Source organism: Streptomyces galbus, from assembly GCF_005280195.1.
Lineage (GTDB): Bacteria > Actinomycetota > Actinomycetes > Streptomycetales > Streptomycetaceae > Streptomyces > Streptomyces galbus.
The window spans coordinates 379,226-393,013 of record NZ_SZPR01000018.1 but is presented as its reverse complement, the minus strand read 5'-3'; the positions used below and the strand labels follow the sequence as shown (position 1 = coordinate 393,013).

Annotated in this window: 15 protein-coding genes; 5 read left to right on the top strand and 10 right to left on the bottom strand. The window is 73.0% G+C overall.

Features of this window, described 5'->3' with window-relative positions; all coding sequences use genetic code 11:
• Positions 1-46: 46 nt before the first annotated feature.
• Positions 47-487 (bottom strand): Lrp/AsnC family transcriptional regulator, encoded by a 441-nt coding sequence (locus tag E4U92_RS23025; RefSeq protein WP_067235638.1) that lies wholly within the window; start codon positions 485-487, stop codon positions 47-49.
• Positions 488-751: 264 nt separating this feature from the next.
• On the opposite strand from E4U92_RS23025, the gene E4U92_RS23020 reads away from it, so the two are divergent.
• The 3 genes from E4U92_RS23020 (at position 752) to E4U92_RS23010 (ending at position 3,089) form a co-directional block, all read left to right on the top strand.
• Positions 752-1,207, top strand: a complete 456-nt coding sequence (locus E4U92_RS23020) for a uroporphyrinogen-III synthase (protein ID WP_137302326.1) — start codon at positions 752-754, stop codon at positions 1,205-1,207.
• Positions 1,208-1,426: 219 nt separating this feature from the next.
• On the top strand, positions 1,427-1,690 hold the full coding sequence (locus E4U92_RS23015) for a hypothetical protein (protein WP_168725177.1): 264 nt from the start codon (positions 1,427-1,429) through the stop codon (positions 1,688-1,690).
• A gap of 160 nt (positions 1,691-1,850) precedes the next feature.
• Positions 1,851-3,089 carry a glycoside hydrolase family 18 protein gene (locus E4U92_RS23010; RefSeq protein WP_137302325.1) on the top strand — a complete coding sequence of 413 codons (1,239 nt, stop codon included), beginning with the start codon at positions 1,851-1,853 and terminating at the stop codon, positions 3,087-3,089.
• Positions 3,090-3,204: 115 nt separating this feature from the next.
• On the opposite strand, the gene E4U92_RS23005 is transcribed toward E4U92_RS23010, so the two are convergent.
• From E4U92_RS23005 to E4U92_RS22995, 3 genes are all read right to left on the bottom strand, one after another.
• Entirely contained in the window at positions 3,205-3,864 is a 660-nt protein-coding gene (locus tag E4U92_RS23005; RefSeq protein ID WP_137302324.1) for a TetR/AcrR family transcriptional regulator, read from the bottom strand.
• A gap of 61 nt (positions 3,865-3,925) precedes the next feature.
• Positions 3,926-4,069: an SCO1431 family membrane protein gene (locus E4U92_RS23000; RefSeq protein WP_137302323.1), complete on the bottom strand. Its 144-nt coding sequence runs from the start codon at positions 4,067-4,069 to the stop codon at positions 3,926-3,928.
• A 157-nt stretch (positions 4,070-4,226) separates the two neighbouring features.
• Positions 4,227-5,630: a peptidase C39 family protein gene (locus tag E4U92_RS22995; protein WP_137302322.1), complete on the bottom strand. Its 1,404-nt coding sequence runs from the start codon at positions 5,628-5,630 to the stop codon at positions 4,227-4,229.
• Between the two features lie 250 nt (positions 5,631-5,880).
• Between E4U92_RS22995 and E4U92_RS22990 the strand changes: the two genes are divergently transcribed.
• Both E4U92_RS22990 and E4U92_RS22985 read left to right on the top strand, forming a co-directional pair.
• Positions 5,881-6,474, top strand: coding sequence for a uridine kinase family protein (locus tag E4U92_RS22990; protein ID WP_137302321.1), 594 nt, complete (start codon positions 5,881-5,883; stop codon positions 6,472-6,474).
• 446 nt (positions 6,475-6,920) lie between these two features.
• A complete protein-coding gene (locus E4U92_RS22985) occupies positions 6,921-8,792 on the top strand; it encodes an AAA family ATPase (protein WP_137302320.1) in 1,872 nt (623 codons plus the stop codon).
• 94 nt (positions 8,793-8,886) lie between these two features.
• Here E4U92_RS22985 and E4U92_RS22980 read toward each other — a convergent pair whose 3' ends face one another.
• From E4U92_RS22980 to ribH, 6 genes are all read right to left on the bottom strand, one after another.
• Positions 8,887-9,978: a hemolysin family protein gene (locus E4U92_RS22980; RefSeq protein ID WP_137302319.1), complete on the bottom strand. Its 1,092-nt coding sequence runs from the start codon at positions 9,976-9,978 to the stop codon at positions 8,887-8,889.
• A complete protein-coding gene (locus tag E4U92_RS22975) occupies positions 9,975-11,300 on the bottom strand; it encodes a hemolysin family protein (protein WP_137302318.1) in 1,326 nt (441 codons plus the stop codon). The genes E4U92_RS22980 and E4U92_RS22975 overlap by 4 nt, the downstream gene beginning before the upstream one ends.
• Positions 11,301-11,520: 220 nt before the next feature.
• Complete coding sequence (locus E4U92_RS22970; RefSeq protein WP_137302317.1) at positions 11,521-11,985, bottom strand: PH domain-containing protein; 465 nt, start codon at positions 11,983-11,985, stop codon at positions 11,521-11,523.
• 76 nt (positions 11,986-12,061) lie between these two features.
• Positions 12,062-12,910 carry an ATP phosphoribosyltransferase gene (hisG, locus tag E4U92_RS22965; protein WP_137302316.1) on the bottom strand — a complete coding sequence of 283 codons (849 nt, stop codon included), beginning with the start codon at positions 12,908-12,910 and terminating at the stop codon, positions 12,062-12,064.
• A gap of 60 nt (positions 12,911-12,970) precedes the next feature.
• On the bottom strand, positions 12,971-13,243 hold the full coding sequence (locus tag E4U92_RS22960; protein ID WP_019983911.1) for a phosphoribosyl-ATP diphosphatase: 273 nt from the start codon (positions 13,241-13,243) through the stop codon (positions 12,971-12,973).
• A 34-nt stretch (positions 13,244-13,277) separates the two neighbouring features.
• A complete protein-coding gene (ribH, locus tag E4U92_RS22955; protein WP_137302315.1) occupies positions 13,278-13,763 on the bottom strand; it encodes a 6,7-dimethyl-8-ribityllumazine synthase in 486 nt (161 codons plus the stop codon).
• Between the last annotated feature and the right edge of the window lie 25 nt (positions 13,764-13,788).

The window sequence follows — 13,788 nt, the reverse complement described above, 5'->3', positions numbered from 1 at the left end:
GACAGTCTCGCGCTTCTCCCCCGCCGCCCCCTACCGGGGCCCCTCGTCAGATGCGCGGCGGGCGCGCCTCGTAGGGGGTGGACAGGACGACCGTCGTCCGGGTGGAGACGCCGGCCAGGGCGCGGAGCCGGCTCAGCAGCTCCTCCAGCTCGTGCGGCGTGGCCACGCGGACCTTGAGGATGTAGTTCTCGTCGCCGGCCACGCTGTGGCAGGCCTCGATCTCGGGCACGCCCGCGAGCCGCTCGGCGATGTCGTCGGGGGCGCTCGGGTCGAACGGTTTCACCGAGATGAAGGCGGTCAGGGGCAGCCCGACGGCCTCGGGGTCGACGACGGCCGCGTAGCCGCGGATCACGCCCCGCTGTTCCAGCCGGCGCACCCGCTGGTGCACGGCGGACGTGGACAGGCCCGTGGCCTTGCCCAGGTCGGTGTAGCTCATCCGCCCGTCCTTGACGAGCAGCTGCACGATGTGGCGGTCCAGCTCCTCCATGGCGCTGAACCTACAGTGCCGCTGATCTCCGCGTATACCTGTGCAGCCCAGGTCATAGCAGGTTCGTGATGCGACCGGGGCGGGGTGCGCGGGTACGGGGCCGTGAAGACGGCCCGCAGCAGTCGTGCAGGGCGTGTGACGAACGCCACAAGCCGTGGCCGGGCTTCGTGATGGTCCCGTGATTACCACCGGGACACCGCGGGAAGTGCTTGCTGTGGTCGAGGCCGCAGTGCCTTCACGGCCCAGCCCGAGGGGGAGAATCCCATGCAGAGTGTCAAGCGCCCTGGTCGATCCGCGTCCAAGCGGCTCCAGTCGGTCGTCGTCGAGCCCGAGCCGGAGGGCGTCGAACCCGACGACTCCCTCGAACTCGACGGCTACGACGACGAGTTCGACGCCTACGACACGTTCGAGATGTACCGGGTGATCTGCCCGGACTGCGCCCAGCCCATCGCGCTGCTGGCGGACGAGGAGTCCCTGCCGGAGCACGCGCTGTGCGCCTCCCCGTGGAACCCGTTCGGGCTCACGGTGTGTGCCGGCACCGGCCGTGCGGCGTCCGACGCCCGCCCCGCCGACGAGAGCGTGGAGCCGCAGGAGCAGGACACCGCGCTGTTGTTGACGCTCCCTCAGGGACTCGACTGGCGCACGCAGCCCTTCTCCCACGTCGGCGGCCCGGGCTCGCGCCCGATGCGCGTGCCGACGATGCGCCGCCAGGCCGCCTGAGCCGGATCCGGCCCACCTCCCAGTCCCAGCCGCCCCGCGCCACGGCCCATCGGGGTCGTGGCGCGGGTTCGGCATGTCCTGATGCACCGTCAAGTGATGTGCTCCGGCGCTGCGATGACGGAACAACGGGTGAACCGGCCGCGCGCCGGGGCACTCCGCGAACGCACGCGCGACTCCGTGCGCCGGTGACCCGGGCGCGGCCGCGCGCGTTGGCCCGGTATGACCCCCACGTCCTCCGCTCCCGGGCGTCACCGCCAGTTGTTCGTCCCCGCCCCCCTCGGCGCGGAACCGGTCCTGCGCGCCGTTCCGCGTCCCGCGCCGCTCCAGGACCCGCCCATCTATCGCGATCTGATGCGCGCGTGGGCCGACCGCGGACGCACCCTGCCGGGCCGGCACGACCCCGAGTGGGTGCGGCTCTCGGCCCCGCCGGTGCGGCCGGGACAGTTCAGCGCCTCCCTGGACCCGCTGGGCGACGTGCGCTGACCGCCCCCCGGCCCCCGTGGGGGCGGAGCGGGGCGCCGTGAAGGCGACTTGGTACGCACCATTGACCGTAGTGGTCTAGTCCTCCTACGCTCACGGTCACCGCGTTACCGCGTTCATGCCAATCGGCGTGCGTTCCCCTCTCCCCCACGAGGAGCCACCGATGCAGCACACCCCCCGCCGCTCCCGACTCCGCGCGGTCGTCGCCGCCCTGTGTACCACCGCCCTGGGGGTCGGCCTGCTGGCCGGCGCCGGGGCGAGCACCGCGACCGCGAGCCCCGCCCCGCGCGCCGCGGCCGCCGGCTCCAAGGTCGTCGGCTACTTCACCGAATGGGGCACCTACGACCGCAAGTACCTGGTCAAGAACATCGAGACGTCCGGCTCCGCGGCGAAGCTGACGCACATCAACTACGCCTTCGGCAACGTCACCGGCGGCAAGTGCGCGATGGGCGACGCCTACGCGGCCACCGACCGCGCGTACACCGCCGCCGAGTCCGTCGACGGCGTCGCCGACACCTGGGACCAGGCGCTGCGCGGCAACTTCAACCAGCTCCGCAAGCTGAAGAAGAAGCACCCGGGCCTGAAGGTGCTGTGGTCCTTCGGCGGCTGGACCTGGTCGAGCGGCTTCGGCGAGGCCGCGAAGAACCCGGCCGCGTTCGCGCAGTCCTGCTACGACCTGGTCGAGAACTCCAAGTGGGCCGACGTCTTCGACGGCATCGACATCGACTGGGAGTACCCCAACGCCTGCGGCAACACCTGCGACACCAGCGGGCGGGCGGCCTTCAAGAACCTGCTGGCGGCGCTGCGCGCCAAGTTCGGCAGCGGCAACCTGGTCACGGCCGCCATCACGGCCGACGCCACCGCGGGCGGCAAGATCGACGCCGCGGACTACGCGGGCGCGGCCCCGTACGTGGACTGGTACAACCCGATGACCTACGACTACTTCGGCGCCTGGGACGCGACCGGGCCGACCGCCCCGCACTCGCCGCTCACCTCCTACGCGGGGATCCCCAAGGCGGACATGTACACCTCGGCGACCATCGCCAAGCTCCGGGGCCTCGGCATCCCGGCCGCCAAGCTGCTGCTCGGCATCGGCTTCTACGGCCGCGGCTGGACCGGCGTCACCCAGGCGGCACCCGGCGGCACCGCGACCGGCCCGGCGAAGGGCACCTACGAGAACGGCATCGAGGACTACAAGGTGCTGAAGGGCCGCTGCCCCGCGACCGGCACCGTCGGCGGCACGGCCTACGCCAAGTGCGGCAGCGAGTGGTGGAGTTACGACACCCCCGCGACCATCGCGAGCAAGACGGCGTACAAGAACCAGCAGGGGCTGGGCGGGACCTTCTTCTGGGAGCTCAGCGGCGACACCGCCAACGGTGAACTGATCAAGGCCATCGGCTAGTCCGGACGGCGGGGACCGGGAACCCCCACGGGGTGCGACGGGCGGAGTCCACGAGCCTCCGCCCTTCGCGCGTCCCCCGGGCCCCCACGGCGGCCGGGCCGTGCCGGTGCGCGGCTCAGGCGTCCCGGCGGGCCGGCCGCGGGGCCGGATGGGTCGGGTCCAGCTCCTCGATGGCGCGCAGGGCACCGCCGAGGGTCCTCACCAGGTACTCCCGCAGCGTGTCGCGAGACAGCTCGGGGCGGTCGATCCAGTCGAGCGTGGCGCCCTCCACGCCGCACACCCAGGCCAGCAGGCCCACGCGCGCGACCGGGGCGATCTCGCCGGAGCCGTACGCGCCCTCGGCGATGGTCGCGACGATCGCGTTCCGCACACCGTCGCGGACGGCGTGCACCTCGGCGTCGAACCCGACCCCGCCGCTGACGATCGTGCGGAAGGCGGCCTGGTGGCTCTCGGCGTAGCGCAGGTAACCGTCGATGGTGCGGTGGACGCGGTCCACCGGGGGCAGCCCGGCGCCGCCCGCCGCGAAGGAGACCAGGTCGGCGACGGAGTCCTGGATGATCGCCAGGTAGTAGCCGCGCTTGGACCGGAAGTAGTAGTAGATGAGCCCCTTGGCGACGTGCGCCTGTTTCGCGATGTCGTCCATGGAGAGCGCGTCGTAGGACCGGTCGGCGAACAACTTCCGCCCGATGGCGATGAGTTCGGCGCGACGCGCCACGGAGCGCTCGGTTCCGCGGACTCCGGGGAGGTCGGCGGCACGCTGCTGCGGGATGTTCAATTTCGACCCTGATTCCGACGGTCGGCGGTGACATCCGCAGTATGTCAGGTCAAGCAGACGCCTACAGCAGTCCCAGCTGCGTCACCAGCATCGCGACGACCAGGACGAGGGCCCAGCCCGCGACGTGTTCGAGGATGCGGGGGCCGTCGTCCTTCGGGCCCCCGGTGCGGGCGTGGGCGTGGGCGGTGGCGGAGTGTGCGGTCATGGCGTCTCACTGCGGTCGTGCGGTGGGGGCGGGACCGATCGGCCCGCCCCGGTCGAGCCCGACCGGGCGGGTACGCCCGGTCGGTCCGTCCACCTTGCCACCGTTCGCGCCGTTCGCGGCCGAGAGGTTGCTCACACGCGGACGCGGCCGCCCCCGCTCACCGCACGCCCACCGCGGCGAGCGCCTTGCGCTGGCGCGGGGTGGGGTGGGCCGGGAAGTACAGGTAGCAGACGCCGCCCGTGCCGCCGACGACCTTGCCGGAGGCGTTGTACCGCTTGGTCCGCAGCCAGATGTTCTCGAACTCCCGGCGCCGGTAGACCCTGCGCACCGCCTCGTCGCTCGGCGAGGCCGGGTCGTTGGCGATCACGTCGCCGTCGGCGGTGAAGCCGATCACCGTCATCAGGTGCCCGGAGGTGCCGTACCCCGCGCCGGTGAGCTCCTCCTTCAGGAACGACTGGGACGTTATGGCCGGGATGCCGGCCGCGACGAGCGTCTCCAGGTCGGTGAGGGAGACGAGGCGGGTCACGACGCCCTGGAGGCCCTCGAAGGTCGCCGCGTAGGCCGCGTTGAACGGCCAGTTGCCGCAGCCCTCGTACTGGTAGTCGTAGGTGGACCGGGCCGCGTGGCACACCTGCGGGTCGGCGTACGACGGGTCGACCCAGGCCAGTTGCTCCGGGGTGAGCCGGCCGCCCCAGTACTCGACGATCATCTGCGAGGAGGTGGGGCTGCACCAGGCCTCGCCGCCGTTGTCGTACTCGGGGTACTGGCCCTTGTGGATCTCCTGCGAGTAGCGCGGGACGGCCAGTTCCCGCGCGAGGCCCGGGGTGCTGGCCGGGACGGTGAAGCGGTCGGGGATGTCGGAGCCCATCGCCCCGAGCCGCCACACGGTCGGCGTGAGCTTCGTGCCGGGCCGGCGGTACAGGGTCAGGCGCAGCCGGTACGACGCCAGGCGCAGGCCCGTGGAGGCGTCGTCGATGGAGAAGGTGTCCGTCCAGATGGTGCTCCGGCCGTCGGTCTGGTCGTCGACGGAGGTGCGCCGGATGTCCTGGTCGCCGGCCGCCCAGCGGCCCATCACGTACCAGGGGGTCGCGGTGCCGTCGGAGTACGTCCCGGACAGCTCGACCTGGAGCCAGGTGCCCTCGGGGGTGTGCGCGTTCCAGGACGCGATGGCCTCCGTGGACGGCACCGGGAGGTGGTGCACCGGCGAGGTCCAGGTGGCGTACTCCCAGGCCGCGGTGGTGCCGGTGTGCGGGTCGGTGTAGTCGACGGTGCCGTGGGCGGCGGCGATCACCAGGCCCGGCCGGACGCCGGCCACCGGGCGGGTGCCCTGCGCGGTGCCCGAGCGCCAGTCGGCGTACGTGGTCCAGGAGCGGTAGTCGACGGGGCGGGCCGGGGCGTCCGGGCCGGCGGGACCGGCCGGGCCGTCGGGGACGGCGGCGGAGGCCGGGGCCAGGGCGCCGGCCGTCGCGGCGGACGTCACGGCGGCGACGACCGCGGCGGTCAGGACGGTCCTGCGGGAGGGCTGCGCGGCCCTGCGGGACGGCTGTTCGGCTCTGCTCATGGGCGGGAGACCCCCAGGTGTCGGAGTCGGGGCGGGTCCGGGTGCACGGTTGTGCGCCAACTATGGCCGTCCACGCCCGCTCCTGCCAGCACTTCGACCCACGCGCGTCACGAATCATTGGTCGAGTCCACTGGCATGACCTGCGGCGCCCGGCACCAGGGGGTGTCTCGCGAGCCCGGCCTGACCGACGAGACACCCCCTAGACTGCGGGCAGCACGCCCCCTCCCCCCGCACGCCCGAGGACCCCGTCATCCACGAGCTCGCCGCCCGGCTCCGCCGGCTCCCCCCGTCCTGCGGGCCGGTGCGCCTGGTCGGCGTGGACGGACACGCGGGCTCGGGGAAGTCGACGTTCGCCGGGCGGGTGGCCGCCGCGCTGGGCGGGGCGCCGGTGCTCCACCTCGACGACCTGGCCTCCCACCGCGACCCCTTCGGGTGGACCGGCCGCCTTCGGGCCCAGGTGATCGAGCCGCTCGGCCGGGGCGAGAGCGCGCACTACGCGCCGTACGACTGGCGGGCCCGCCGCTACGGCCCGCCCCGGCCGCTGCCCGCGGCACCCGTGGTGCTGGTGGAGGGCGTGGGGGTCGGGCGCCGTGCGGTGCGGCCGAGCCTGGCGTGCCTGCTGTGGATGGACCTGCCACCGGAGGAGTCGTGGGCGCGGGGCCGCGCACGGGACGGGGCGGAGCAGCGGGAGTTCTGGGACGGCTGGGTCGAGGCGGAGCGGGCGCACTTCGCGGCGGACCCCTCGCGACCCCACGCGCACGCGCTGGTACGGCAGTTGGAGCGGGGGTACGAGGTGCTGCCGGGGCCGTCCGCGCCCCCTGGTACGGGCCCTTCGTCACGCTGAGTGAAGGGTCGCACGCGATGTGGTGAACCTGTGAAGATCCGTGCGGGGGAACTTCTCCGAGTGCCTCAACTGCGCTTGACCGGCGGCCCGTACAGGACTTACGTTCTCAATGTGCGGCAGGGAAGCCGCCCGAAGACGCGAAGCCCCCGGTTGTTCCCCCGTGATCGGGGGCTTCGTTCTGCCCGCGAACGGCCCCCGCGGCCCCCGTTCCGGGCGCGTGACGGCGCCGGACGCTCACCCTCGGTCACCGCGCCCGACGCGCCCCCCGTGCTCCCACCTCGCCGAACGCCTCGTGCGGCACCCTACGGCGGGCCCCTCCCCCGCGGGTACGATGCCCTGGGTGCGACCTGCGGACGGCTGCTCCGCGCACTCAACTCCGTTCCGCGGCACAGCGGTTCGACCACGGCAGCCGACGGGCGACGGGGGCACGGTTTGTGGGGGACGTGATGGACTTCGGCACCCAGGGCCCGCAGGCCCCGGCCGACCTCGCCTGGCTGCGAGGCGTGGACGCCTACACCATGGGCGCCTATCCGCAGGCGGAGGAGGAGTTCCGCGCCGCGGTGCGGATCGATCCCGGGATGGCGGACGGCTGGCTCGGGCTGCACGCGCTGCGGGTGGACACCACGACCGCGCTGCTGCGGATGTTCCGGCACCGCGAACGCTTCGGCGAACAGCGCGCCCGGCACCGCCGCACGCTCAACTCCTGGTACTGGCTCGGCTGGTGGGTGCAGCCCGTGCTGGAGAGCCCGCGCGACCTGCTCCTCGCGCACGCCTCCCACTGGCTCGACGGCCGCCACGTGCCGGAGCTGGACCGGGCACTCGCCGGACTGCCCCCGGTCGACACCGACCACCAGGTGCGCTTCCTGCACGCCTGCCGCGCCTACCTGGTCAAGGACTGGGAGCAGCTCGTCCGGCACACCGACCCGCTGCTCGACGACCCCCTGCTCGGCATCGAGGCCGGGCTGTTCGGCGGCATGGCCCGGGTGCGGCTGGAGATGTACGGCCAGGCCGAGCCGCTGCTGTCGACGGCGCTGATGCGCTGCCGCAGCGAGCAGCCGCAGCGCAAGGAGCTGCGGTACTGGCTGGCGCGGGCCCACGAGGGGACGGGACGGTCGGCCGCCGCGCTCCCCCTGTACCGGGCCGTGCACCGGGTCGACCCCGCGTTCATGGACACCTCCGCGCGGCTCGCGGCGATCGCCGAGGGCGACGGGTTCGACGACGATCCGGCCGACCTCGCCGCGATCACGCTGAGCGGCTTCGGCCAGGACAGCGTGGACGGGCCGGACGTGCTGGACCCGCTGTTCGGCACGGAGGGCCGGGACCTCAGGCTGGGCGAGCCCGCCGACCTGCCCCCGGCGGGCGTTCCGCCGGTGGCGCCCGGCACGGCCGCGCGGCACAAGACCGCCGTCCCGACGCCGTCGCTGCCGGCCGGCCCCACCGACCCCGCCCTGCTCGAGGAGGCCCTGGCCGAGCTCGAGCGCATGGTGGGCCTGGAGCCCGTGAAGCGGCAGGTCAAGGCGTTGTCCGCGCAGCTCAACATGGCGCGGCTGCGCGCCGGGCAGGGCCTGCCGGTCCAGCCGCCCAAACGGCACTTCGTCTTCTCCGGGCCGTCCGGCACCGGCAAGACCACCGTGGCCCGCATCCTCGGCCGGGTCTTCTACGCCCTCGGACTGCTCGGCGGCGACCACCTCGTGGAGGCGCAGCGGGCCGACCTGGTGGGCGAGTACCTGGGCCAGACCGCAGTGAAGGCCAACGAGCTGATCGACTCCGCGCTCGGCGGTGTCCTGTTCGTGGACGAGGCGTACTCCCTGTCCAACTCCGGGTACGGCAAGGGCGACGCCTACGGCGACGAGGCCCTGCAGGTGCTGCTCAAGCGCGCCGAGGACAACCGGGACCACCTCGTGGTCATCCTGGCCGGCTATCCCGAGGGGATGGACCGGCTGCTCGCCGCCAACCCGGGTCTGTCCTCGCGGTTCACGACCCGGGTGGACTTCCCCTCCTACCGGCCGCTCGAACTCACCGAGATCGGCAAGGTCCTCGCCGCGGAGAACGGCGACCTCTGGGACGAGGAGGCCCTGGACGAGCTGCGCTCGATCGCCGGGCACGTGGTCGACCAGGGGTGGATCGACGAGCTGGGCAACGGGCGGTTCCTGCGGACGCTGTACGAGAAGAGCTGCGCCTACCGGGACCTCAGGCTGTCGACGTACCCCGGGGCGCTGACCCGCGCGGACCTGGCCACCCTGCGGCTGCCGGACCTGATGCAGGCGTACGGCGAGGTGCTGTCGGGGCGGGGACCACAGGACCCCTCGGCCCTGTAGCCCCCCGATCCGTCAGCGGTCTCCCCCGCACGTCCTGCTGGGTACGTCCCGGCGGGTCGGCACGTCCCTGCTGGGTACGTCCCGGTGGGCGCCGCTAGGCGAGCGCCTCCTCCGGCTCCCCGCTGACGCGGGGCGACGTCAGCCGGACGTTGCGCGTCTCGCGGTGCGCCGGGTCGCGCACCTCGCCGACCAGCAGTTCCAGGACGTCCTCCAGGGCGACGAGCCCCAGCACCCGTCCGCCGGCGTCGGCGACCTGCGCCAGGTGGGTCGCCGCCCGCCGCATCACGGTCAGGGCGTCGTCCAGCGGGAGTTCGGGGCGGAGCGTCGTCATGGGGCGCCACACCTGCTGCGGCACCGCGCGGTCGGACTCCTCCAGGTCGAGGACGTCCTTGACGTGCAGGTAGCCCATGAAGGTGCCCTTGGCGCTCTTCTCCGCGGCGATCGGGAAGCGCGAGTAGCCGGTGCGGGCGGTGAGCTCGACGATCTGCCCGGGGGTGACCGACGGCGGCACCGTGATCAGCGACTCCCGCTTCAGGAGCACGTCCGTCACCGGGCGGGAGCCCAGCTCCAGGGCGTCCTCCAGCCGCTCCTGCTCCTCGGGGTCGAGGAGGCCGGCCTGGCCGGAGTCCTCCAGGAGCCGGTTGAGCTGCTCGCTGGTGACGACGGCCTCCACCTCGTCCTTGGGCTCGACGCGGAAGAGCCGCAGGATGCCCTGGGCGCAGGCACCGAGGGCGACCGTGATCGGCCGGCACAGGCGGGCGAACCAGACCAGGCCGGGGCTGAGCCACAGCGCGGCCTTCTCGGGCGCGGCCATGGCGAGGTTCTTCGGGACCATCTCGCCGATGACGAGGTGGAAGAAGACCACCGCGGCCAGGGCGATGACGTAGCCCAGCGGGTGGATCACGCCGTGCGGCAGGTGGACCGCCTCGAACAGCGGCTCCAGCAGCCGGGCCACGGTCGGCTCGGCGACCGCGCCCAGGGTCAGCGAGCAGACCGTGATGCCGAACTGGGCCGCGGCCATCATCTGCGGCAGGTGCTCCAGGCCGTACAGGACCTGGCGGGCGCGGGCGGTGCCGAGCGGTTCGATCTGGCTGCGCCGCACGGAGACCAGCGCGAACTCGGCGCCGACGAAGAAGCCGTTGGCGAGGACGAGCAGCCCGGCGAACAGCAGTTGCAGCAGCGTCATCGGGCCGCCTCCACGACGGTCCCGGTGCGCACGAGGCGGATCCGCTCGGCGCGGTAGTGCCCGACCCGGCGCACGGACAGCCGCCAGCCGGGCAGCTCGGTCCGGTCGCCGACGGCCGGGATGCGCCCGAGCAGGTCGGCGACGAGACCGGCGACCGTCTCGTACGGACCCTCCGGCACCGCCAGGCCGATGCGCAGCAGGGCGTCGACGCGGCAACTGCCGTCGACGTCCCAGGCGGGCCGGCCGTCCTCCGGCGGGGCGGGGGCCAGCTCGGGCGTGTCCTGGCCGTCGTGCTCGTCGCGGACCTCGCCGACGATCTCCTCGACGATGTCCTCCAGGGTGACCACGCCCGCCGTGCCGCCGTACTCGTCGACGACGACGGCGATGGGCTGCTCGCTGCGCAGCCGGGCCAGCAGCGGCTGGACCGGGAGGGTCTCGGGGACCAGCAGGGCAGGGCGGGCGATGCGGCCCACGGGGGTGCGCAGCCGGTCGTGGACCGGGACGGCCAGGGCGTCCTTGAGGTGGACCATGCCGACGACCTCGTCGATCTTCTCTCGGTAGACGGGGAAACGGGACAGGCCGGTGGCGCGGGTCAGGTTGACCACGTCCTCGGCGGTGGCCGTCGACTGCAGGGCGCTGACCTTCACGCGCGGCGTCATCACGTGCTGCGCGGTCAGCTCGCCCAGGGACAGCGTGCGCACGAACAGGTCGGCCGTGTCCTGTTCGAGGGCACCCGCCTGGGCGGAGTGCCGGGCCAGCGACACCAGTTCGCCGGGGGTGCGGGCGGACGCCAGCTCGTCGGCGGGTTCCACGCCGAGGGCGCGCACCAGACGGTTGGCGACGGTGTTCAGGGCGGCGATGACCGGCCGGAACAGCCGCGCGAAGGCGTGCTGGGGGCCCGCGACGAAGCGGGCCACCTGCAGCGGCCGGGAGACGGCCCAGTTCTTGGGCACCAGCTCGCCGATCACCATCTGCACGGCGGAGGCCAGCAGCATGCCGACGACCACGGAGACGCCGGGGACGGCGCCGGCCGGGATGCCGAGCGCGGTGAACGGGCCGCGCAGCAGCTCCGCGAGCGCGGGCTCGGCGAGCATGCCGACGACGAGGGAGGTGATGGTGATGCCGAGCTGGGTGCCGGAGAGCTGGAAGGACAGCTGCCGCAGCGACTCGACGACCGTGCGGGCACGCGGGTCGCCCTCGGCGGCGGCCTTCTCGGCCTCCGGGCGCTCGACCGTGACGAGACCGAACTCGGCGGCGACGAAGAAGCCGTTGGCCAGGATGAGCAGGAAGGCCGCCGCGAGCAGGAGCAGGGGGATGGTCATGGGGCCGCCGCCTCGTGAGGTCGCACGGGGGCGGCGCAGGTACTACAGGACGATCCGTCCATCGCTGGAGGGAGTCACTCCTCGGGTAGTCGGGAACCTCTGGGTCCGGTCGGCACCTCAGTGGCAGAGGCATGACGACGCCTCCGTCACCAGGTTAATCGGGACGGGGCCGCTTCGGGCAGGGTGAACCATCCGGAGCCGTCCCGCATCCTGGGCGTGATCAGCCCTGGGGCCGCTCCGGGTGGTGGGCCGAGCGGACCTCGGCCAGCGCCCGCAGGGTGCGGGCGTGGGCGATGGCCTGCTGCTTGTCGACGCCGGGCTGGATGCCGAGCGCGGGCAGGCTGGTGCCGTCGCTCAGGTCGAGGAACACCCAGGGATCACCCGGACGCAGGTTCACCCGGAGGATCTGCGCCCACTCCAGGCGCCGCCGGCTCGCGATGTTCACCACGGTCACCCCGGCGTCCTCGGCGACGACCCGTACCCGGGCCAGCAGCGCGAGCACGCCGAAGAGCAGCGCGCCGGTGACGATGAAGCTGAGCCGCTCCCCCGGGCCGAGCTGCTCCAGGAGCAGCGCGATCGCCGTGATCACCACGAAGATCGCGAGGCCGGCGGTGAGCAGGATCACGCGGGTGCGGCCCGGCCGGAAGGTGACCGGCAGGTCGGGCAGCGGGGTCGGGTCGGACATCGTGGGGTGGTCCCTCACAGGCGACGGGTGGTGACGGCCTCGGTCGAGGACGGCCGGCGCGGCCGGCCGGCCGGGGTCAGAGGCGGCAGGCGTGGATGGCCGTGGTCAGGATGGCCCGGGCGCCGATGGCGTACAGGTCGTCCATGATCCGCTGGGCCTCCTTGGCGGGCACCATGGCGCGCACGGCGACCCAGCCTTCGTTGTGCAGCGGGGAGACGGTCGGCGACTCCAGGCCCGGGGTGAGCGCGACGGCCTTCTCGAGCTGCTCGACGCGGCAGTCGTAGTCCATCATCACGTAGGTCCGGGCGACCAGGACGCCCTGCAGGCGGCGCAGGAACTGCTGCACCTTGGGCTCCTCGGCGTCGGCGCCGGTGCGGCGGACGACGATGGCCTCGGACTTCATGATCGGCTCACCGAAGACCTCGAGGCCGGCGTTGCGCAGGCTGGTGCCGGTCTCGACGACGTCCGCGATGACCTCGGCCACGCCCAGCTCGATCGCCGTCTCCACGGCGCCGTCGAGGTGGACGACGGAGGCGTCGACCCCGCTGTCGGCGAGGTGCTTGGCGACGATGCCCTCGTAGGAGGTGGCGACCGTCTTGCCCGCCAGGTCGTCGATGCCCTCGGCCGTGCCCGGCTTGGCGGCGAAGCGGAAGGTGGAGCGGGCGAAGCCGAGCGGGAGGATCTCCTCGGCGTTGGCGCCGGAGTCGATCAGCAGGTCGCGGCCGGTGATGCCGATGTCGAGGCGGCCGGAGGAGACGTAGATCGCGATGTCGCGGGGGCGGAGGTAGAAGAACTCGACCTCGTTCTCCGGGTCGACGATGCGCAGTTCCTTGGACTCCCGGCGCTGCTGGTAGCCGGCCTCATGCAGCATGTCCGCCGCAGGGCCGGAGAGGGAACCCTTGTTGGGGACGGCGATGCGCAGCATGAGGTCGGCTTCCTTCGTTCGTTCGCTGGGGGTGCGCTGGAGTGGGGTTGGCGGTGCGGCTCAGAGGTGGGCGTAGACGTCGTCCAGGGAGATGCCGCGGGCGACCATCATCACCTGGACGTGGTACAGCAGCTGCGAGATCTCCTCGGCGGCCGCCTCCTTGCCCTCGTACTCGGCGGCCATCCAGACCTCGGCGGCCTCTTCGACGACCTTCTTGCCGATGGCATGGACCCCCTTGCCGACCAGCTCGGCGGTGCGGGAGGTGGCGGGGTCGCCCTGGGCGGCCTTGTGCTGGAGCTCGGTGAAGAGCTCCTCGAACGTCTTCTTGGACATGGTGGCGCCCACTTTACGCGCTGTGCCGCGGGACCTAGTGCCACGGTTCGGATACTGAGCGGAGCGTGGCCGCCGTGGCCACGGCGGCCGTCACCGCCTCGTGCCCCTTGTCCTCGTTCGAGCCCGGCAGGCCCGCGCGGTCCAGGGCCTGCTCCTCGGTGTCGCAGGTGAGCAGGCCGAAGCCGACGGGGACGCCGGTGTCCACGGAGACCTGGGTCAGGCCCTGGGTGACGCCCTGGCACACGTACTCGAAGTGCGGGGTGCCGCCGCGGATGACGACACCGAGGGCGACGATCGCGTCGTAGCCCCGGCCGGCCAGCACCTTCGCCACCACCGGCAGTTCCCAGCTCCCGGGCACGCGCAGCAGGGTCGGCTCGTCGATCCCCAGGTCGTGCAGGGCGCGCAGGGCGCCGTCCACCAGGCCGTCCATCACCTTCTCGTGCCACTGGGCCGCGATGACGGCGACCCGCAGGTCGCCCACATTGCGTACGGACAGCTCCGGTGCGCCCTTGCCGCTCACGTCTCTCCTTCAGTGCCTTGTACGG